This is a genomic window from Streptomyces sp. NPDC043876 (assembly GCF_056435825.1).
In genome coordinates, this window is the sequence record NZ_JBWKDV010000002.1 from 726045 (window position 1) to 745193 (window position 19149).

The 19149-nt window shown below is 72.5% G+C and carries 20 protein-coding genes; 12 read left to right on the plus strand and 8 right to left on the minus strand.

From position 1 onward, the window contains the following. Position 1 precedes the first annotated feature (1 nt). The gene (locus tag AC0693_RS08365) at positions 2–373 is read right to left on the minus strand and encodes an ArsC/Spx/MgsR family protein (RefSeq protein ID WP_356415574.1); all 372 of its coding nucleotides are present in this window, start codon (positions 371–373) and stop codon (positions 2–4) included. A 105-nt stretch (positions 374–478) separates the two neighbouring features. Between AC0693_RS08365 and AC0693_RS08370 the strand changes: the two genes are divergently transcribed. Further along, complete coding sequence (locus tag AC0693_RS08370) at positions 479–733, plus strand: hypothetical protein (RefSeq protein ID WP_356415577.1); 255 nt, start codon at positions 479–481, stop codon at positions 731–733. 3 nt (positions 734–736) lie between these two features. Here the strand turns inward: AC0693_RS08370 and AC0693_RS08375 are convergent, their stop codons facing one another. Next, positions 737–1873: a PP2C family protein-serine/threonine phosphatase gene (locus tag AC0693_RS08375; RefSeq protein ID WP_478801282.1), complete on the minus strand. Its 1137-nt coding sequence runs from the start codon at positions 1871–1873 to the stop codon at positions 737–739. 102 nt (positions 1874–1975) lie between these two features. Here AC0693_RS08375 and AC0693_RS08380 point away from each other — a divergent pair, with 102 nt between their 5' ends. From AC0693_RS08380 to AC0693_RS08390, 3 genes are all read left to right on the plus strand, one after another. Beyond that, complete coding sequence (locus AC0693_RS08380; RefSeq protein WP_356415591.1) at positions 1976–2641, plus strand: VIT1/CCC1 transporter family protein; 666 nt, start codon at positions 1976–1978, stop codon at positions 2639–2641. Between the two features lie 403 nt (positions 2642–3044). Next, on the plus strand, positions 3045–3935 hold the full coding sequence (locus AC0693_RS08385; protein WP_469319252.1) for a TIGR01777 family oxidoreductase: 891 nt from the start codon (positions 3045–3047) through the stop codon (positions 3933–3935). A gap of 220 nt (positions 3936–4155) precedes the next feature. Further along, complete coding sequence (locus AC0693_RS08390; protein WP_469319251.1) at positions 4156–5412, plus strand: NAD(P)/FAD-dependent oxidoreductase; 1257 nt, start codon at positions 4156–4158, stop codon at positions 5410–5412. An 84-nt stretch (positions 5413–5496) separates the two neighbouring features. Here the strand turns inward: AC0693_RS08390 and AC0693_RS08395 are convergent, their stop codons facing one another. Continuing rightward, positions 5497–6936: a regulator gene (locus AC0693_RS08395; RefSeq protein WP_478801283.1), complete on the minus strand. Its 1440-nt coding sequence runs from the start codon at positions 6934–6936 to the stop codon at positions 5497–5499. Positions 6937–7110: 174 nt separating this feature from the next. On the opposite strand from AC0693_RS08395, the gene AC0693_RS08400 reads away from it, so the two are divergent. From AC0693_RS08400 to AC0693_RS08420, 5 genes are all read left to right on the plus strand, one after another. Beyond that, on the plus strand, positions 7111–7470 hold the full coding sequence (locus tag AC0693_RS08400) for a hypothetical protein (protein WP_478801284.1): 360 nt from the start codon (positions 7111–7113) through the stop codon (positions 7468–7470). 96 nt (positions 7471–7566) lie between these two features. Beyond that, complete coding sequence (lipB, locus tag AC0693_RS08405; RefSeq protein ID WP_469319248.1) at positions 7567–8364, plus strand: lipoyl(octanoyl) transferase LipB; 798 nt, start codon at positions 7567–7569, stop codon at positions 8362–8364. A 108-nt stretch (positions 8365–8472) separates the two neighbouring features. After that, complete coding sequence (gene lipA, locus AC0693_RS08410) at positions 8473–9420, plus strand: lipoyl synthase (RefSeq protein WP_356409566.1); 948 nt, start codon at positions 8473–8475, stop codon at positions 9418–9420. A 298-nt stretch (positions 9421–9718) separates the two neighbouring features. Then, a complete protein-coding gene (locus AC0693_RS08415; protein ID WP_214937012.1) occupies positions 9719–9916 on the plus strand; it encodes an SCO2195 family GlnR-regulated protein in 198 nt (65 codons plus the stop codon). A 10-nt stretch (positions 9917–9926) separates the two neighbouring features. Then, the gene (locus AC0693_RS08420) at positions 9927–10628 is read left to right on the plus strand and encodes a DUF4191 domain-containing protein (protein WP_356409569.1); all 702 of its coding nucleotides are present in this window, start codon (positions 9927–9929) and stop codon (positions 10626–10628) included. Between the two features lie 91 nt (positions 10629–10719). Here AC0693_RS08420 and AC0693_RS08425 read toward each other — a convergent pair whose 3' ends face one another. Continuing rightward, positions 10720–11187, minus strand: a complete 468-nt coding sequence (locus AC0693_RS08425) for an RDD family protein (RefSeq protein ID WP_469336516.1) — start codon at positions 11185–11187, stop codon at positions 10720–10722. Between the two features lie 187 nt (positions 11188–11374). On the opposite strand from AC0693_RS08425, the gene glnA reads away from it, so the two are divergent. Beyond that, positions 11375–12784, plus strand: a complete 1410-nt coding sequence (gene glnA, locus AC0693_RS08430) for a type I glutamate--ammonia ligase (protein ID WP_356409575.1) — start codon at positions 11375–11377, stop codon at positions 12782–12784. A gap of 159 nt (positions 12785–12943) precedes the next feature. Further along, entirely contained in the window at positions 12944–13198 is a 255-nt protein-coding gene (locus tag AC0693_RS08435; protein WP_468471187.1) for a type II toxin-antitoxin system Phd/YefM family antitoxin, read from the plus strand. A gap of 163 nt (positions 13199–13361) precedes the next feature. Here AC0693_RS08435 and AC0693_RS08440 read toward each other — a convergent pair whose 3' ends face one another. Further along, on the minus strand, positions 13362–14015 hold the full coding sequence (locus AC0693_RS08440) for a TetR/AcrR family transcriptional regulator (protein ID WP_469319246.1): 654 nt from the start codon (positions 14013–14015) through the stop codon (positions 13362–13364). 86 nt (positions 14016–14101) lie between these two features. On the opposite strand from AC0693_RS08440, the gene AC0693_RS08445 reads away from it, so the two are divergent. After that, on the plus strand, positions 14102–14872 hold the full coding sequence (locus tag AC0693_RS08445; protein WP_478801285.1) for an SDR family NAD(P)-dependent oxidoreductase: 771 nt from the start codon (positions 14102–14104) through the stop codon (positions 14870–14872). A 35-nt stretch (positions 14873–14907) separates the two neighbouring features. Here the strand turns inward: AC0693_RS08445 and AC0693_RS08450 are convergent, their stop codons facing one another. From AC0693_RS08450 to AC0693_RS08460, 3 genes are all read right to left on the minus strand, one after another. Continuing rightward, the gene (locus AC0693_RS08450) at positions 14908–15426 is read right to left on the minus strand and encodes a DUF4240 domain-containing protein (protein WP_356409603.1); all 519 of its coding nucleotides are present in this window, start codon (positions 15424–15426) and stop codon (positions 14908–14910) included. A gap of 129 nt (positions 15427–15555) precedes the next feature. After that, positions 15556–18240: a pyruvate dehydrogenase (acetyl-transferring), homodimeric type gene (gene aceE, locus AC0693_RS08455; protein ID WP_356409606.1), complete on the minus strand. Its 2685-nt coding sequence runs from the start codon at positions 18238–18240 to the stop codon at positions 15556–15558. A gap of 266 nt (positions 18241–18506) precedes the next feature. Then, entirely contained in the window at positions 18507–19130 is a 624-nt protein-coding gene (locus tag AC0693_RS08460; RefSeq protein WP_356409776.1) for a GntR family transcriptional regulator, read from the minus strand. Positions 19131–19149 lie beyond the last annotated feature (19 nt).

Consider the following 19149-nt stretch of genomic DNA (forward strand, 5'->3'; position numbering starts at 1 on the left):
ATTACGCCTGGCGGGAGAGCGCGTCGCGGACGGCCTCGTCCGTGCGGGCCACGACCGCCGTGCCGTCGTCGGCCGTGATGATCGGGCGCTGGATGAGCTGGGGGTGCGCGGCCAGATGGGTGATCCAGCGGGCCCGCGCGGCGTCCGTCGCCTCGCGCGGCAGCTCCCGTACGCCGGTTTCCTTGGCGAGCGGGTCGGACGTACGCGTGATGTCCCAGGGCTCCAGGCCGAGGCGGCCGAGCACCGCGCGGATCTCGTCCTCGGACGGTACGTCGTCCAGGTAGCGCCGCACCGTGTAGTCGGCCCCCTCGGCGTCGAGGAGGGTGAGCGCGCTGCGGCACTTCGAGCAGGCGGGATTGATCCAGATCTCCATGGGCGGAAGCCTACCGAGCCTGTCTGGCCAGGGGCTTTTGTCAGTGGTCCCCGGTAAAATCGAGGGAGCACGACAGGAAGCCAACTACCGTTTGGGAGGCTGTAGATGGCCGCTGCCGCGATCATTTCGATGCCCAAGAAGAAGCCACTGCCCGCGGGTCTGCCCCGTGAGTGGTACGAGAGCCACAACCGCCGTCTCAAGGCGATGCGGCTGGCGATATCCCTGCTCGACACGGGGACGTATGACGCACAGCGCGCGACGAACCGGAAGATCCGGAGCATGGCGGCGCGCGTCGGGATCCACCGGCCGTCCAACGTCACCTGCAAGATGGTCCGGACGTTCATCCGCCAGGCCGGCTGAGCCTCACCGGCGGTCCGCGGGGGCTGCACTTCCCCCGCGGATCGCCGGGTCCGCGGACCCGGGGGCGGAGAGGACGAGCAGGGCCACGTCGTCCCTGGGGCCACCGTCGGTGAACCGGACGAGGTCCCGCCACACCGCGTCCGCGAGCCCCGAGAGGTCCGCCGGGCCCCCCGCCAGCAGCGCGGGGACGCGGTCGGCCAGCGGGTAGAACGCCCCGATCGCGTCCCGGGCCTCGGTCACCCCGTCGGTGTACAGCAGCAACCGGTCTCCGGGCCGCAGCGGCGTGACGGCGACCGGCGGCGGCGCCAGGCCCGCGAGCCCCAGCCCCAGCGGAGGGCCCGGCTCCACCTCCAGTTCCGTCACCGAGCCGTGGCGCAGCAGCAGCGCCGAGGGATGGCCGCAGGACACGACCCGTACGAGGTCCAGCGCGGGCGTGAACTCCAGCAGCAGGGCGGTCGCGAACACTTCGGCGTAGACCGCGTTCTCGGCGTCCGTGCGCAGCCGGCGGTCCAGGCGGGCCGCGACCGCCGTCAGGCCGCCGTCGTCCAGCACGCCCTCGCGGAACGCGCCGAGCAGCGCCGCCACCGTGGCGACCGCGGCCAGGCCGTGCCCCTGGACGTCCCCGACGAGGGCGCGGATGCCGTGCGGGCCCGCCCGTACGTCGTACAAATCGCCTCCGACCAGGGTGCCGCGCTGGGCCGCCCGGTACAGCCCGGCGCACCGCACCGGCCCCACCTCGGGCGGTACCGGCGGGAGCACGGCGAGCTGGGCCGCCTCCGCGACCGTCCGTACGCTGACCAGCTGGGCGTCCCGGCGCTTGCGCACCCAGGCGATGACCACGCTGAGCAGGCCGATCGCGGCCACCGTCGCGAGGTCGGCGCCCTTGGCGTGGCCGACGCCGAGGCCCGGCAGGCCGAGCAGGCCGAGGACCAGGGCGGCGAAGAACGCGGTGCCGGCGGCTCCGTACGAGAACGCCGCGACCGGGGGCAGTCCGGCCAGGAAGAAGCCCAGCTCCACGTTGCCCGGGGTCAGGCCCTGGGCGGCGACGAGCACCACCAGGGCCACCGCGGGCGCGAACCGGGCCCAGCGCGGTGGTGGTGCCCCGCGCAGCCAGCCCGGTTCCTCGCGTCCGCGTCTCACCACTCCACCCTGGTCGACGGGGCGTGGACGCGCACGCCGGGCCGTCGCGTGACCGAGAGTGGACCGGTGACGTACAACGACGAGGAAACGCAGAGCGGGGCCATGAGCACCCGGCTCAATTGGCTGCGGGCCGGGGTGCTCGGCGCCAACGACGGGATCATTTCCACCGCCGGACTGGTGGTGGGCGTCGCCGGGGCGACGACGAGCCGCCCGGAGATCCTGACGGCCGGGATCGCCGGGCTGCTGGCGGGCTCGCTGTCGATGGCGGCGGGGGAGTACGTGTCCGTCAGCTCCCAGCGGGACTCGGAGCGGGCCGCGCTGGAGCTGGAGCGGCGGGAACTGGCTGAGGACCCCGAAGCGGAGCTGGCCGAGCTGGCGGGGCTGCTGGAGGCGCGGGGGCTGAGCGAGGCGGTGGCGCGGGAGGCCGCGCAGCAGCTGACGGAGCGGGACGCGCTGCGGGCCCATGCCCGGGTGGAGCTCGGGATCAACCCCGACGAGCTGGCGAACCCGTGGCACGCGGCGCTGGCGAGCCTGGTCGCGTTCACGGTCGGGGCGGTGCTGCCGCTGCTGGCGATCGTGTTGCCGGGGGCGGGGTCGCGGGTGCCGGTGACGGCGGGGGCGGTGCTGTGTGCGCTGGCGCTGTGCGGGTGGGTGAGTGCGCGGCTGGGGGCGGCCGCCGTGGGGCGGGCGGTCCTGCGGAACGTGGCCGGCGGCGCCGTGGCCATGGCCGTCACCTACGCGGTGGGCACCTGGCTGGGCTCCACGTAACCCCTGGCGGGGGGCGCCCGTCCGATTCCGGCCTCCGCGGCCCCGTGGGCCCGTGCCCGCCTCGGGCCCTCCGGGCCGGGCGTACCCCGCCTTGGTCCGGCCCCACCCACCCTTGCCGGGTACCTCTCAGCCTCGCCGGCGTTTGAGGCGCGGGTCCCGGGCCCATCCCGGGGTCGCCCCCGCCTTCAGCCTCGCCGGCGTTTGAGGCGCGGGGTCTGGGGCGGAGCCCCAGGGGCCCCGCAGGGGACAACGGCCCTGGCGGGCCGCCCCGGGCTCCGCCCGGACCCGCGCCTCAAACGCCGGCGGGGCTGAGGGGGTCGGCCGTGGGGCTGAGGGGGTTGGGTGACGGGGCCCGGGGGGCTTGGTGGCGGTGCCCCCGGGGAAGGCGGGGCAGGATGGGGGGATGCGCATCGTGGTCACCGGCTCGGCCGGTCTCATCGGGTCGGCCCTCGTCCGTTCGCTCCGCACGGACGGCCACGACATCGTGCGCCTCGTCCGCCGCGCCCCCGCCGCCGCGGACGAGGCCGAATGGGACCCGCGCCGCGGACACGTCGCCCCCGGCGCCCTCGTCGGCGCCGACGCCGTCGTGCACCTCGCCGGGGCGGGCGTCGGGGACCACCGCTGGTCCGCGGCGTACAAGCGGGAGATCCGGGAGAGCCGCGTGCTCGGCACCACCGCGATCGCCACGGCCGTCGCGGCAGCGGAGCGGCCCCCCGCCGTACTGGTCTGCGGCTCCGCCATCGGCTACTACGGCGACACCGGGCAGCGGGCCGTGGACGAGAGCGCCCCGGCGGGCACCGGCTTCCTGCCCTCCGTCTGCGTCGAGTGGGAGGCGGCCGCCGCCCCCGCCCACGCCGCCGGCGTACGGACCGTCTTCGCCCGTACGGGCCTGGTCGTCGCGGCCGAGGGCGGCGCCTGGGGCAAGCTCTTCCCGGTGTTCCGGGCCGGCCTCGGCGGCCGCCTCGGCGACGGCCGCCAGTACTGGTCGTACATCTCCCTGCACGACGAGATCGCGGCCCTGCGCCACCTGATCGACACCCCCGCCCTGTCCGGCCCGGTGAACCTGACCGCTCCGGAGCCCCTGACCAACCGCGAGGTGACCGCGGCGATGGGGCGCGTACTGCGGCGGCCGACCGTCTGCGCCGTACCGGCCGCGGCGATGCGGCTCGCGCTGGGGGAGTTCGCCGAGGACGTGCTGGGCAGTCAGCGGGTGCGCCCCGCACGGCTGCTGGAGTCCGGATTCGTCTTCCGCCACCCCGGGATCGAGGACGCGATCCGGGCCGCGCTGGCGTAGGCCCTCCCCTCGCACGGGCCCGGGCGGACCCGGGGCGCACCGCCGGGCGGCCGCCCCTGCCCGTGCGACCGTTCGTGACCCCCATGCGACCCGGATGTGTCCGCAGTGCGACCGGTACGCAACGGGAACTGTTCGAAAAAGCGCGTCCAACTCGGGTTCTGCTGGAGCCGGTTGGGGGAAGGAGGACCAGACAAGCCGCGCCGACCTCGGGGAGGGGCACGTGCTCAGCAGCGCACACCATGCGGACGTAGTCATCGTAGGAGCCGGAGTCTCAGGACTCACGGCGGCACACCATCTGATCGCAGCGGGGGTCAGCGTCACCGTCCTGGAGGCCGCCGACGATCCCGGCGGCCGGATGGCCACCGAGCGGACCGACGGATTCCGGCTGGACCGGGTCGGTCAGCTCCTCAACACCTCGTACCCGGAACTCGCCCGCACACCCGCCCTGGAGGACCTGGTCCTGCGGCCCTTCGCGCCCGGCGTCCTCGTCCACACCGATGGCAAACAGGTCCGGGCCGGAGCCCTCACCCCGGCCCGCGCCCTCGCCAGCGGCTCGTTCGACCAGGCCCGGCTCAGCGCCGCGCTCGGCCGTCTCGCCGCACTGCCCGAGGAACGGATCCTGGCCCGGCCCGAGCGCACCGCGCTCGCCGCGCTGCGCACCCGGACCCTGCCCCCGCGCACGGTCGCCGGAGTCCTGCGGCCGCTGCTCGCCACCCTGCTCTGCGACCCGGACCTCACCACCTCCAGCCGCGTCGCCGACCTCGCGTTGCGCCGCTTCGCCCGCGGCCGCCTCGCGGTGCCCCAGGGCGGCGCCGCCGCGCTGCCCGCGCTCCTCGCGGCCGGCCTGCCGCCCGGCACCGTGCGCACCGGCGTGCGCGTGCGCTCGGTGGCCACCAACCTGGTGACCACCGAGGAGCACGGCGACTTCGCCTGCCGCTCCGTCCTGCTCGCCACCGGCGCCCGCGCCGCGGCCGAGCTGCTGCCCGGCCTGCGGGTGCCCCGCTTCCACCAGGTCACCGTCATCCACCACGCGACCGCCGCCGTACTGCCCTGGGACGGCTCGCTCCTGCTCGACGGCGATCCCCGGTGGCCGGTCGCCCACACCACCGTGATGAGCGCCGTCGACCCGAGCCGCGCCCCGGCCGGGCGGTCGCTCGTCAGCACCACCGTCCTCGGTCCGCCGCCGCCCGCCCGGACGGTGGCCTCCCGCCTCGCCCGGCTCTACGAGACCTCCACCCGGGACTGGGAGCTGCTCGCCGTCCACCACACGCCCGAGGCCGTTCCGGCCATGCCCGCGCCCTACGACACGCGGCGCACGGTCCGGGTGCTGGCCGGGCTGTACGTGTGCGGCGACCACCGGGACACCAACACGGTCCAGGGCGCACTGCATTCGGCGCGCCGCGCGACGACCGCCGTCCTGCGCGACTTCGGCATCCCGGTGCCGGCCGCCACGCCCGCCGTCCCGGCGGCGGCCTGAAACCACCCGGTGCGGGGCCCGGTTCCCTCCCGGGAGCCGGGCCCCCGGTGCGCCCCGGGCCGGGGGCGCCTACGCGAGCGACGCCTACGCCAGCGACGCCACCCGGTCCCGGTAGGTCCGTACGGCCGCCGCGTCCCGGTAGGGCTCCAGCCGCCGCTCGAAGTCCCGTACGTACTCCACCGCGCGCGCCGAGCGCATCTCCGTCGCCTGCTGCGCCGCCTCCGCGCCCAGCGCGCAGGCCTGGTCCAGCTCGCCCAGCCCCAGCCGGGCCGTGGCCAGCACCACGCGGCAGAACAGCCGCGAGCGCGCGAAGGCCGGCGCCCGCAGCTGGAGCGCGCGCTCGGCGTGCTGCGCCGAGGCCCGGTACTGCTGGAGGTCGCGGTGGCAGTGCCCGAACTCGTCGGCCAGCTCCCCCTCGTCGAAGGTGCGCGCCCAGTGCGGCACGTCGTCCCCGGGGCGCGCCGCGCCGAGCGCCCGCTCCGCCCGGACGAGGGAGGCGGTGGCCGCCCGTACCTCGCCCAGCACCGCGTGCCCCCGGGCCTCCGCCGCGTGCAGCAGCCCCTGGACCACCTGGGGCGGGCCCGAGCCGACGCCCTGCTGGGCGACCCGGGCCAGCTGGACGGCCTCGCGCCCGTGGCCGAGGTAGACCGCCTGGCGGCTCATGGTGACCAGGACGTAGGCGCCGTAGGGCCGGTCCCCGGCGGCCTGGGCGAGGCGCAGGGCCTGCACGAAGTAGCGCTGGGCCAGCCCGTGGGCGGCGATGTCGTACGAGGTCCAGCCCGCCAGCCGGGTCAGGTCGGCGGCGGCCGCGAAGAGCCGCCGGCCGGAGTTCTCGCTGTAGGTGCCGCGCAGCATCGGTTCGGCCTCGTGCTCCAGGTAGCGCACCAGGGCCTGGCGGGCGTGGCCGCCGCCGTAGGCGTGGTCCAGGGCCCGGAAGAGGTCGCCGACCGATCTGAGCGCCGCGATGTCCCCGGAGGTGACCCGTTGGCCGGGTCCCCGGTCGGTCTGGCGCTGGCGGGGCACGGTGGACCGGCCCTGGGCCGGGATCCGGGAGGCGTCCGCGTCCGCGCCGCGGCCGACCCGCTCGTCGGCCCGGCCGATCAGCCAGTCCCGGCTGGGCACGACGAGCCCGGCCGGGGTGAAGGCGATCTTCCGCAGCTCGGCGTGCGAACCGGAGTCCTTGCGCCACAGGCCGCTCGCGATGTCCACCGCCTCCTCGGGGGTGGCCGCGAACTCCAGCCCGGCGTAGACCGGAGCGCAGGCGTCCAGCCCGAGGTCCTGCGCCGAGAGCCGCCGGCCGAGCCGCCGGGTGAACACCTCGGCGATCAGCGCGGGGGTGGTCCCGCGCGGTTGCTGGCCGCGCAGCCACCGGGTGACGGAGGTTTTGTCGTACCGCAGATCGAGACCGTGCTCCAGCCCTAGCTGGTCGACGCGGCGGGCGAGCCCGGCATTGGAGAACCCGGCCTCGGCGATCAGTGCCGCGAGCTGCCGGTTGGGGACGCGCTGGGCAGGTCGTTCCGTCATCGGCTCCACGGTCTCCTGACGTGACGGACCGGTGTCCCGGCCCTGTGAACGGCGTGAATGTAGCGGTCGGCTCCGCCCGGACCGCCCCTTCTATCCCACATTCATCCGATCGTGCGAAGAACCGGGCAGGCGCTTTACGGACGCCTCCGCCACCCCCGCGCATAAGCTGCCGGTATGACCCGCTCGCCCCAGGAGCGGCGTTCCGTACCGGAAGCCGTCGCGGATGCCGCCCCGGACACCGCCCCGGACGCCGCGCCGGAATCGACCGCACCGCTTCCCGCGCCCGAGATAACCGAAGCCGAGTGCCGGCGGTGCGGCACGCTGATCGCCGGGCTCGACGGGCGCTACGCCTGCGGGGTGTGCGGCTGGGTGAACGACCACTCCGAGGGGCACCGGCGGCTGCCGCGGGCCGACGAGGACCCGGACCGCCCGTCCCGGGGCCGCCGCAGGACCCGCCGGCCGCCGGCGGCGCCGCCCGGGCCGCTGGGCCCGCCGCCCGGGCCGCCGCAGGGCCCGGCCGCGGGGCCCGCGTAGGGGGCCTGCCGAGCGGTGGCGGGAGCGCCGTACGCTGGGTGGGTGCGATATGGGTGCGATATGCACGCACAGCGGGTTCAACGAGGAGGCGCTGCGGTGGCTGAGCTGCGGTTTGTCCATCTGGGCTTCGGGCCGGATGCCGTCGAGTACACGGAGGCCTGGGAAGAGCAGCGGCGGGTCCACGCCGCGCGCTTCGCCGACGAGACCGAGGACACCTGCCTGCTGCTGGAGCACCCGCCCGTCTACACGGCGGGACGGCGCACGGCCGACAGCGAGCGCCCCCTGGACGGCACCCCGGTGGTCGACGTGGACCGCGGCGGCAAGATCACCTGGCACGGACCCGGCCAGCTCGTCGGCTACCCGATCATGAAGCTGCCCCGCCCGGTGGACGTGGTCGCCCACGTCCGGCGGCTGGAGGACGCGCTGATCCGCACCGCCGCCGACTTCGGTCTGGAGACCACGCGGGTCGAGGGCCGCTCCGGCGTCTGGGTGCTCGGCGACCCCGTCGAGGACCGGCCGAAGACCGGCGGCCTGTCGCTGGACTTCGACCCGCGGCTGGCGGACGAGGAGTTCGACCCCCGGCTGAACGGGCCCGAGTACGCGCCGTCCAACGCCGGCCAGCGACGCGAGGACCGCAAGCTCGCCGCCATCGGCATCCGCGTCGCCAAGGGCGTCACGATGCACGGCTTCGCGATCAACGTGAACCCCGACAACACCTGGTTCGACCGGATCGTCCCCTGCGGCATCCGCGACGCCGGTGTGACCTCGCTCTCCTGCGAACTGGGCCGCGAGATCACCATCGCCGAGGTGCTGCCGGTCGTCGAGGGCCATCTCAGGGACGTCCTCACGGGCGCGGAGCCGCGGCCCCGCGTCATCGAGCCCGCGGCGCCGTAGCCGCGGGGAATGAGCCCGGCCGCCCGCAGGTTGGCCGACGTAAGAACGTATGAAATTACGGGCGTACCCTGGTGGGCGCCGAAGAATCGAAGTCACAGGGAGCCGGTCGTGTCCGCAGTCGCACCCGACGGACGCAAGATGCTGCGCCTTGAGGTCCGTAACGCCCAGACGCCCATCGAGCGCAAGCCCGAGTGGATCAAGACCCGGGCGAAGATGGGCCCCGAGTACACCAAGATGCAGGCCCTGGTGAAGGGCGAAGGACTGCACACGGTGTGCCAGGAAGCGGGCTGTCCGAACATCTACGAATGCTGGGAGGACCGCGAGGCCACCTTCCTCATCGGCGGCGACCAGTGCACCCGGCGCTGCGACTTCTGCCAGATCGACACGGGCAAGCCCGAGGCCCTGGACCGCGACGAGCCGCGTCGTGTGGGCGAGTCCGTGGTCACCATGGACCTGAACTACGCGACCATCACCGGCGTCGCCCGCGACGACCTGCCGGACGGCGGTGCCTGGCTGTACGCCGAGACGGTGCGCCAGATCCACCAGCAGACGGCGGGCCGCGAAGGCGGCCACACCAAGGTCGAGCTGCTCGCCCCGGACTTCAACGCCGTCCCGGAGCTGCTGGAGGAGGTCTTCGCCTCCCGCCCCGAGGTCTTCGCGCACAACGTCGAGACGGTCCCGCGGATCTTCAAGCGGATCCGCCCCGGCTTCCGCTACGAGCGCTCGCTGGACGTGATCACCAAGGCGCGCGAGTACGGCCTGGTCACCAAGTCGAACCTGATCCTCGGCATGGGCGAGGAGCGCGAGGAAGTCACCCAGGCGCTCAAGGACCTGCACGGCGCGGGTTGCGAACTCATCACGATCACCCAGTACCTGCGGCCCTCGCCGCGGCACCACCCCGTGGAGCGCTGGGTGAAGCCGGCCGAGTTCGTGGAGCTGGCCAAGGAGGCCGAGGACATCGGTTTCTCCGGCGTCATGTCGGGTCCGCTGGTGCGGTCCTCGTACCGCGCCGGCCGGCTGTACCAGCAGGCGATGGACCACCGCACGACTGTGTGAATTCGCGCACAAAGTCTTACCAGGCAGTAACACCACGGCGACGCGGCCCCTAGGCTCTCTCAAGGGAGACACCTGGTGGGCCGCGTCAATGTTTCATCACCGTTTGACCAGTCGGTCATGCCCTGGTAACACCAATCAGTGACGCTGGATCCACGCACCGCACACGCGCCGTACGCGGCGAGCGCGTGCGGCGCACGCCCCGGCGCACGAGCACCACCCCCGCACCACCGCGCACCACCCCGTTCCGCACCGCGGAACCACGCAGCTCCATCGACGAGAGCACCAGAGAGGGATCGACATGCAGGCCGCGCCCGTTCGCGCCATCGCCATCCCGTCGTTCACCGATGCCTTCCGGGGCATCGAGTCGCTGCTCATGAGCGGCGCGCGTCGCAACGCCTGGACGGCGGTCCTGGAAGACCGCCGCAGGGCCAAGGACCGGGTCGAAACCGAGCACGTACTCGAGGCCGCGGCGACCCGGACCCCGCAGGCCACGTAAACTTCGCTGCATGGCGAGGAAGTCAAACGCAGAGACTGCTGCGAACCCCGGGCGACTGAAGCAGATCGCCCTGACGTACAAGATGACCCGTAAGGCCGACCCCAAGGTCGGCCTCATCGTCGCGGGCGTGGGAATCGTCACCTTTGGTGTCTTCCTCGGGATCGGCTTCCTGATCGGTCACCCGGTCTATCTGGGCATCCTGGGTCTCCTGGTGGCGTTCCTGGCGATGGCGATCATCTTCGGACGGCGTGCCGAGGCCGCCGCCTTCGGACAGATGGAGGGCCAGCCCGGCGCGGCCGCGGCGGTACTGGACAACGTGGGACGGGGCTGGACCACCACCCCCGCCATCGCGATGAGCCGCCAGCAGGACATCGTGCACCGCGCCGTCGGCAAGGCGGGCGTCGTGCTGGTGGCCGAGGGCAACCCGAACCGGGTGAAGAGCCTGCTCGCCGCCGAGAAGAAGAAACTGGCGCGCATCATGCCGGACATCCCGGTGCACACCGTGATCGTCGGCACGGGCGAGGGCGAGGTGCCGCTGAAGAAGGTGCGCACGACGCTCCTCAAGCTCCCGCGCGTCCTGCAGGGCCCGCAGATCACCGCGGTGAACGACAAGCTCCGCGCCATGGGCGACCTGATGAGCAACATGCCCATCCCGAAGGGTCCGCTCCCCGGCCGCGGCGCCCGGGGCGGTCAGCGGCCGCCGCGCGGCTGATCCGCGCGCATTGCATACAAGACGACACACGCCACGTGGGGCGCCCCCGGTCGATGACCGGGGGCGCCCCACGTGCTCGTCCTGCTTCTCTTCAGATGCGGACCTGGACCGCGCGGGAGAGGCGGTCGTGCAGGCCGCGGGCGTCGCGGTCCCAGATGACCGCCGGGATGACCAGGGCCAGCAGCAGGGTACGGAGCACCACGCGCCCGAGGCCGAGGCGGCCGCCGTCCTCCGAGATCACCCGGAGGCCGAGGATCCGCTTGCCGGGGGTGAAGCCCACGGTGCCCACCGTGAGGACGGCCAGGGTGACGAAGAGCGCCAGCGTCCAGTTGCCCGTCGCGCTCGCGCCGCCCCGCGTGATCAGGCCGTACGCGATGATCTGGCAGCCGATCCAGTCGATGGCCACGGCTCCCAGCCGGCGGCCGAACCGCGCCACGGAGCCCGGTCCCTCCTGGGGGAGGCCGAGCCGCTGGCCCGGGTAACCGAAGTCGGCGCCCATCTCCTCGGCGGCCGCGCGCGGGCCGGAGAGCCACGATCCGATTGCTTGCCTGTTGTCCACCCGACCACGGTACCCGTGGTGTTCCCGGCGCCTTCGCCGGGACCCTGGTTAACTTGTGCGAAACAAATGGGTCATGCTTGAGAAATCCCGTCTGCTTATGGTCGGGTCAGCGTGCGCCACCGCACTGGACGCACCACGCGCTATGCAGCCCGCCCCCGCCCGGGGGGTCGGGAGTAGGAGGAGTTGGATGTTCCAGAACGCCGACGAAGTGAAGAAGTACATCGCAGACAACGACGTCAAGATGGTCGACGTCCGCTTCTGCGACCTGCCCGGAGTGATGCAGCACTTCACGATCCCGGCAGGCGTCTTCAACCCGGACGATGAACTGGCGTTCGACGGCTCCTCGATCCGCGGCTTCCAGGCGATCCACGAGTCGGACATGGCGCTGCGCGCGGACCTGTCCACGGCCCGTGTGGACCCGTTCCGCCGCGACAAGACGCTGAACATCAACTTCTTCATCCACGACCCGATCACGGGCGAGGCGTACAGCCGCGACCCGCGCAACATCGCGAAGAAGGCCGAGGCGTACCTCGCCTCCACCGGCATCGCCGACACCGCGTACTTCGGCCCCGAGGCCGAGTTCTACGTGTTCGACAACGTGCGCTTCGCGACCAGCGCGAACGAGAGCTTCTACCACATCGACTCCGAGGCCGGCGCCTGGAACACGGGCTCGACCGAGAACAACCGCGGCTACAAGGTCCGCTACAAGGGCGGCTACTTCCCCGTCGCCCCGGTCGACCACTTCGCCGACCTGCGCGCCGAGATCTCCCTCGAACTGGACCGCCAGGGCCTCCAGGTCGAGCGCCAGCACCACGAGGTCGGCACCGGTGGCCAGGCCGAGATCAACTACAAGTTCAACACGCTGCTCGCCGCGGCCGACGACCTGATGCTCTTCAAGTACATCGTGAAGAACGTCGCCTGGCGCAACGGCAAGACCGCGACCTTCATGCCGAAGCCGATCTTCGGCGACAACGGCTCGGGCATGCACGTGCACCAGTCGCTGTGGGCGAACGGCGACCCGCTGTTCTACGACGAGGCCGGCTACGCGGGCCTCTCGGACACCGCCCGCTACTACATCGGCGGCATCCTCAAGCACGCGCCGTCGCTGCTGGCGTTCACCAACCCGACGGTGAACTCCTACCACCGTCTGGTGCCCGGCTTCGAGGCCCCGGTCAACATGGTCTACTCGCAGCGCAACCGCTCCGCGGCCATGCGCATCCCGATCACGGGCTCGAACCCGAAGGCCAAGCGCGTCGAGTTCCGCGCCCCGGACCCGTCGTCCAACCCGTACCTCGCCTTCTCGGCGCTGCTGCTCGCGGGCCTCGACGGCGTGAAGAACAAGATCGAGCCGATGGAGCCGATCGACAAGGACCTCTACGAGCTCTCGCCCGACGAGCACGCGAGCGTCCCGCAGGTCCCGACCTCGCTCGACGCCGTCCTGCGCGCGCTCGAGGACGACAACGAGTACCTCCAGGCCGGTGGCGTCTTCACCTCCGACCTGATCGAGACCTGGATCGACTACAAGCGCACGCACGAGATCGCCCCGATCGCCCTGCGCCCGCACCCGCACGAGTTCGAGCTGTACTTCGACCTCTAAGCCGCGCCGCGGGCTCGACCCGCCACCGCCCGCCGAGGCTGTACCGAAGGCCGCCGCCCGCGCCCCCGCCAAGGGGCCGCGGGCGGCGGCCTTTCGTTGGTGCTTGTGGCGCCTGCGCGTCTTCTTGGAGTTTCCTGTACGGAGAAAGGTGGCGCAGCCCTGAAGACGATCACGTACTCCGAGTCCCGAGCCCGGTACGCCGAGGTGCTCAATTCCGTCATCGACGACCGTGAGGAGGTCGTCATCACCCGCGCCGGACATGCTCCCGTCGTCATGGTCTCCCTTGAGGACTACCAATCGCTGAAGGAAACCGTCCATCTGCTGCGGAGCCGTGCGAACGCCCATCGCCTGCTCGCGTCGATCGACGAGCTGGAGGGTGACGGAGGCGCGGTGCGCGAGGACCCGCAACGCTGAGGTCGCCCGGAACGGGAGCGACGGCGTCGGGAAACGCGTTCCCGGGCGGCTGGTCGCGCCGACCGCCGACGTACGGACGTCTCCGCCGAGGCCCCCAACCCCCGCCATCCAGGGGGTGGGGGCCTCCGTGCGTTCCGGCGCCACCGGCTGCCCTCGGTCCGCGTCAGCGGAGCAGTGGCATGCCGCTCGTCAGGTCGTGGAGGCACTGGAGGGCCAGGGAGGCGGGGGAGGTGGGGCCCGTCGTGGGGGCGTCCGTGGTGGACCAGACCTCCAGGGCGATGCGGATCGCGTCGGTGGCCGCCGCGGCGAGGAGGCGGACCGACAGGGCGTCCGCTTCCGGGCCGGCCAGGCGGGCCAGCAGGGGGACGAGCTGTTCCTCCGACTCCTGGTTGACCCGGTACCAGACGGCCCGCAGGGCCGGGTCGTGCGCCGCGGCGCGCAGCAGGCCCCGGGTCACGGCCAGGCCCTCGCCGACGGCGAGCAGGTCGGTGAGGGAGCGGGTGACGGCGCGTTCCAGGGCCTCGGCCAGGGGGGTGCCGGGCCGCTCCTCGGCGAGCAGGGCCCGCCACGCGTCGCCGCCGCCCGCCAGCAGCGGCGCCACGGCCTCCTGCTTGTTGCGGAAGTAGCGGTAGAACGTGCGCAACGCCACGCCCGCCCGGTGCGCGATGTCCTCGGCGGTGGTCCCGTCGGGGCCGTGTTCGGCGAAGAGTTCGCAGGCGGCGCGGGCGATGTCCAGCTGGGTGGCCGCCTTGCGCCGTTCGGTCAGTGACCGCGCTCCGGGGCCGGGCTGGGGCGCGTACGGGCGTGGAGATCTCACCCCTGAAGCCTACCCCTGGGCGCGGAGAAGGAGTGCATCCATTGTCGCTCTGGCAAAACGTGTCATGGGGTCGTACGCTCGCACCCATGAACCGTTACGCAGGACGTCGCGTCCTCATCACCGGCGGTGGCTCCGGCATCGGCCGGGCCACTGTCCACCGCATCCTCTCGGAGGGCGGCCGCGTCCACACCGTGGACGTCAGCGAAGCCGGTCTGAAGGCCACCGCCGAGCAGGCCGCGGCCGACGGACACGCGGCGGCGCTCACCACCGCCGTCCTCGACATATCCGACGAAGCCGCCGTACGGGCGGGCGTGGCCGCGGCCGTCACGGAACTCGGGGGGCTCGACGTACTCGTCAACGCCGCCGGGATCCTGCGCTCCGCGCACACCCACCAGACCACGCTGGACTTCTGGAACAAGGTCATCACGGTCAACCTGACCGGCACCTTCCTGATGATCCGCGAGGCCATCCCGGCGCTGATCGAGGGCGACCAGCCGGTCGTCGTCAACTTCAGCTCCACCTCGGCGTCCTTCGCCCACCCCTACATGGCCGCCTACGCGGCGAGCAAGGGCGGCATCCAGTCGATGACCCACGCCCTCGCCGCCGAGTACAGCAAGCAGGGCGTGCGCTTCGTCGCCGTCGCCCCAGGCTCCATCGAGAGCGGGATGACCACCGGCAACGGCCCGGGCCTGCCCGAGGACACCGACTGGAGCCTGTTCGCGAAGCTCGCCCCGGCCCTCGGCCAGGGCTTCGCCGGACCGCAGACCGTCGCGGGCGTCGTCGCGATGCTCGGCTCCGAGGACGGCGCCTTCATCACCGGTACGGAGATCCGCATCGACGGCGGCACGCACTACTAAGCGACACGCACGGCTTAAGGAGCGTCCGCGGCGGATCAGTCGCCGAAGCGGTCCCACAGCCGGGGGAAGTGCTCCGCCAGCGCGGCCTCGTCCTCCAGGTCGAGCACGGTGCCCTCCGGCTCCGCGGCCTGCTGCGGGACGCCCAGGTCCGGCGGCTCCGCGCCGGTCAGCTGCTCGTACGCCTCGTCCGCCGCGTACCCCAGCTCCTCGCCGTCCCCGTCGATCTCCTCGTCGAACTCGTCCAGCAGCTCGGCGAGGTGGTCCGGATCGTGCACGGCGCCTTCGAAGACCTCCCGGCCCTGGCCGATCAGCCAGCAGCGGAAGTAGTCGAAGGCGTCGTCGCTCGCCCCGTTCAGCAGGATCGCGGCCGCGCCCCACAGTTCCCAGGTGTAGGCGCGGTTGTACCGGGCCTCGAAGTGCCGGGCGAAGTCCAGGACGGAATCCGGGTCGAGCCGCACCAGCCGCTCGACCAGCAGGTCGGCGTGTTCCTCGGGGTCGCCTCCGGCGGCCGCGCGGGTGCTGTCGACAATCTCCCAGAACTCCGTCTCGTCCATCACGGCTCCAGCATCACGGCTGCGCCCCCCACCCGCCACCGCGCGTACGGCGAAAGGCCGGTGTCCGCCCCTTCCGGGGCCGGACACCGGCCTTATGGCTCAGCGCGCGTGCGGCTCGTGCGGTACGGCTCAGAGGCCGTAGCGCTCGCGGGCCTCCTTGACGGACGAGGCCGGGACCTCGCCGCGGCGGGCCAGCTGGGCCAGCGACGCGACCACGATCGACTGGGCGTCAACCCCGAAGTGGCGGCGCGCGCCCTCGCGGGTGTCGGAGAGGCCGAAGCCGTCCGTGCCCAGCGAGGTGTAGTCCTGCTCGACCCACTGGCTGATCTGGTCCGGGACCTGGCGCATCCAGTCGGAAACGGCCAGCACCGGGCCCTGGGCGCCCTCCAGCGCGCGGGTCACGTACGGGGTGCGCACCTCGCCGCGCAGCAGCGCCTCGTCGCACTCCAGCGCCTCGCGGCGCAGCTCGCCCCACGAGGTGGCGGACCAGACGTCGGCGGAGACGTTCCAGTCGGCGGCGAGCAGCTTCTGCGCCTCGAGGATCCAGTGGATCGCCGTGCCCGAGGCCATGAGCTGGATCTTGGGCGCGTCGGCGGCCGGGGCCGCCTCCGCCAGGTCGGCCGCGGTGTTGAAGCGGTACAGACCCTTGAGGATGCCCTCCTCGACGCCCTCGGGCATCGCGGGCTGCACCTTCGGCTCGTTGTAGACCGTCAGGTAGTAGAAGACGTCTTCCGGCTTCTCGCCGTACATCCGGCGCAGACCGTCCTTGACGATTACCGCGATCTCGTACGCGAAGGCCGGGTCGTAGTTCAGCGACGCCGGGTTCGTGGACGCGATCAGGTGCGAGTGGCCGTCCGCGTGCTGGAGGCCCTCACCGGTCAGCGTGGTGCGGCCGGCGGTGGCGCCGACGATGAAGCCCTTGCCGAGCTGGTCGGCGAGCTGCCACATCTGGTCGGCGGTGCGCTGCCAGCCGAACATCGAGTAGAAGATGTAGAAGGGGATCATCGGCTCGCCGTGCGTCGCGTACGACGTACAGGCGGCGATGAAGTCGGCCATGGCGCCGGCCTCGGTGATCCCCTCGTTGAGGATCTGGCCGTCCTTGGCTTCCTTGTAGTACATGAGCTGGTCGCGGTCGACCGGCTCGTACGTCTGGCCCAGCGGCGAGTAGATGCCGGCCGACGGGAAGAGGGATTCCATGCCGAAGGTGCGGGCCTCGTCGGGGACGATCGGCACCCAGCGCTTGCCGGTCTCCTTGTCCCGCATCAGGTCCTTGACGAGCCGGACGAAGGCCATGGTGGTGGCCATCTCCTGCTTGCCGGAGCCCTTGAGCAGCGGGGCGAAGGAACGGTCCGCCGGGGCGGGCAGGGCCACGTGCCTGACCTTGCGGGCCGGGGCCGGGCCGCCGAGCGCCGCGCGGCGCTCGTTCAGGTACTGGACCTCCGGGCTGTTCGCGCCCGGGTGGCCGTACGGGACCTGGCCGTCGGCGAAGGCGCTGTCCGGGATCGGGAGGCCGAGCAGGTCGCGCATGTCCTTGAACTCGTCGACCGTCAGCTTCTTCATCTGGTGGTTCGCGTTCTTCGACTCGAACCCGGCGCCCAGCGTGTAGCCCTTGACGGTCTGCGCGAGGATGACGGTCGGCGCGCCCTTGTGCTCCAGGGCGGCCTTGTACGCGGCGTAGACCTTGCGGGGCTCGTGGCCGCCGCGGGAGCTGTGGAAGCACTCGGCGATCTTCGCGTCGGTGAGGACCGCGGCGAGCTGCGTCAGCTCGGCGTTCGCGCCGAAGAAGTGCTGGCGGATGTACGCCACGTCGCGGGTCGCGTACGTCTGGAACTGCGCGTCGGGCACCTCGCGCAGGCGGCGCACCAGGGCGCCCGTGGTGTCCAGCTGGAACAGCTCGTCCCAGGCGGAGCCCCACAGGGACTTGATGACGTTCCAGCCGGCGCCGCGGAACTGGGCTTCCAGCTCCTGCACCACGCGGAAGTTGGCGCGGACCGGACCGTCGAGGCGCTGCAGGTTGCAGTTGATGACGAAGGTCAGGTTGTCGAGCTGCTCGCGCGAGGCCAGGGCCAGGGCGGCGGTCGACTCGGGCTCGTCCATCTCACCGTCGCCCAGGAAGGCCCAGACGTGCGAGTTGGCGGTGTCCTTGATGCTCCGGTTCTGCAGGTAGCGGTTGAAGCGCGCCTGGTAGATCGCGGAGAGCGGGCCGAGGCCCATGGAGACCGTCGGGAACTCCCACAGCCACGGCAGGCGCCGCGGGTGCGGGTAGGACGGCAGGCCGTTGCCGCCGGACTCCTGGCGGAAGAGGTCGAGCTGCTGCTCGGAGATCCGGCCGTCGAGGAAGGCGCGGGCGTAGATGCCGGGGGAGGCGTGGCCCTGGATGTAGAGCTGGTCGCCCGATCCGTCGGCCTCCTTCCCGCGGAAGAAGTGCTGGAAGCCGGTCTCGTAGAGCCAGGCCGCGGAGGCGAAGGTGGCGATGTGGCCGCCGACGCCGTACTTGGAGCCGCGGGTGACCATGGCCGCCGCGTTCCAGCGGTTCCAGGCGGTGATCCGGGCTTCCATCGCCTCGTCACCGGGGAACTCGGGTTCCGCGGCGGTGGGGATGGTGTTGACGTAGTCCGTCTCCAGCAGCTTCGGCAGCGCGAGGCCGGCGGCCTCGGCGTGCTGGAGGGTGCGGCGGAGCAGGTATTCGGCGCGGCGCGTACCGGCGGCCTGGGCGACGGCGTCGAGGGAGGCCGCCCATTCGGCGGTCTCCTCGGTGTCGCGGTCCGGGAGCTGGTCGAGCTCGCTCGGAAGCTTTCCTACGGGGTCGGACATCGGTGTGCGCCGCCTTCCGGACAAGGAGAGGTGGTGGAGATAATCCCTGACGGGCAGGACAGGGTCGTCGGACCCTGTTGGGGTCCGCGATGACTGTAAAGCGCTGATCGATGATCGATCAAACGAAAGTGGCGAAAAAATGGCCACAGGGCAAAAGTCGGCACTGCGTGCCAATGCTCAGGGCACGCAGTGCCGGGCAAAACGGGCCGAACCGGGCGCGGGAGCGGGTCTGTGGGAGGTCTGACCCAGGCGCGCGGAGGCCTGACTCAGGCGCGCGGAGCGCACCCCAGGACGTGCCGCTTCACCAGGAGACCGATCTCCGGATCCTGGTTGCGGAAGGCCTCCACCAGCGCCGCGTGCTCCTCGGCGTACGACTTCTGCACGGTCCCCAGCCACCGGATCGACAGCGCCGTGAACACCTCGATGCCCAGGCTCTCCCAGGTGTGCAGCAGCACGCTGTTCCCCGCGGCCCGCACCAGCTCCCGGTGGAAGCCCACCGTGTGCCGCACCTGCGCGGTGCCGTCCTCGCTGCGGTCGGCCTCCCACAGGGCCGCCACGTGCGGCTCCAGGGCCGTGCAGTCGGCCGCCAGGCGCGGCGCCGCCAGCTCCGCGGCGATCTGCTCCAGGCCCGCGCGGACCGGGTAGATCTCCTCCAGGTCGGCCGCCGAGAGGTTGCGCACGCGCACGCCCTTGTTGGGCGCCGACTCGATCAGCCGCAGGGTCTCCAGCTCGCGCAGGGCCTCGCGGACCGGCGTCTGGCTGACCTCCAGCTCGACGGCGATCCGGCGCTCCACGATGCGCTCGCCGGGCTTCCAGCGCCCGCTGACGATGCCCTCCACGATGTGCTCGCGGATCTGCTCGCGCAGCGAGTGCACCACGGGTGGCGTGATCATCGGGTCTTCATCTCCT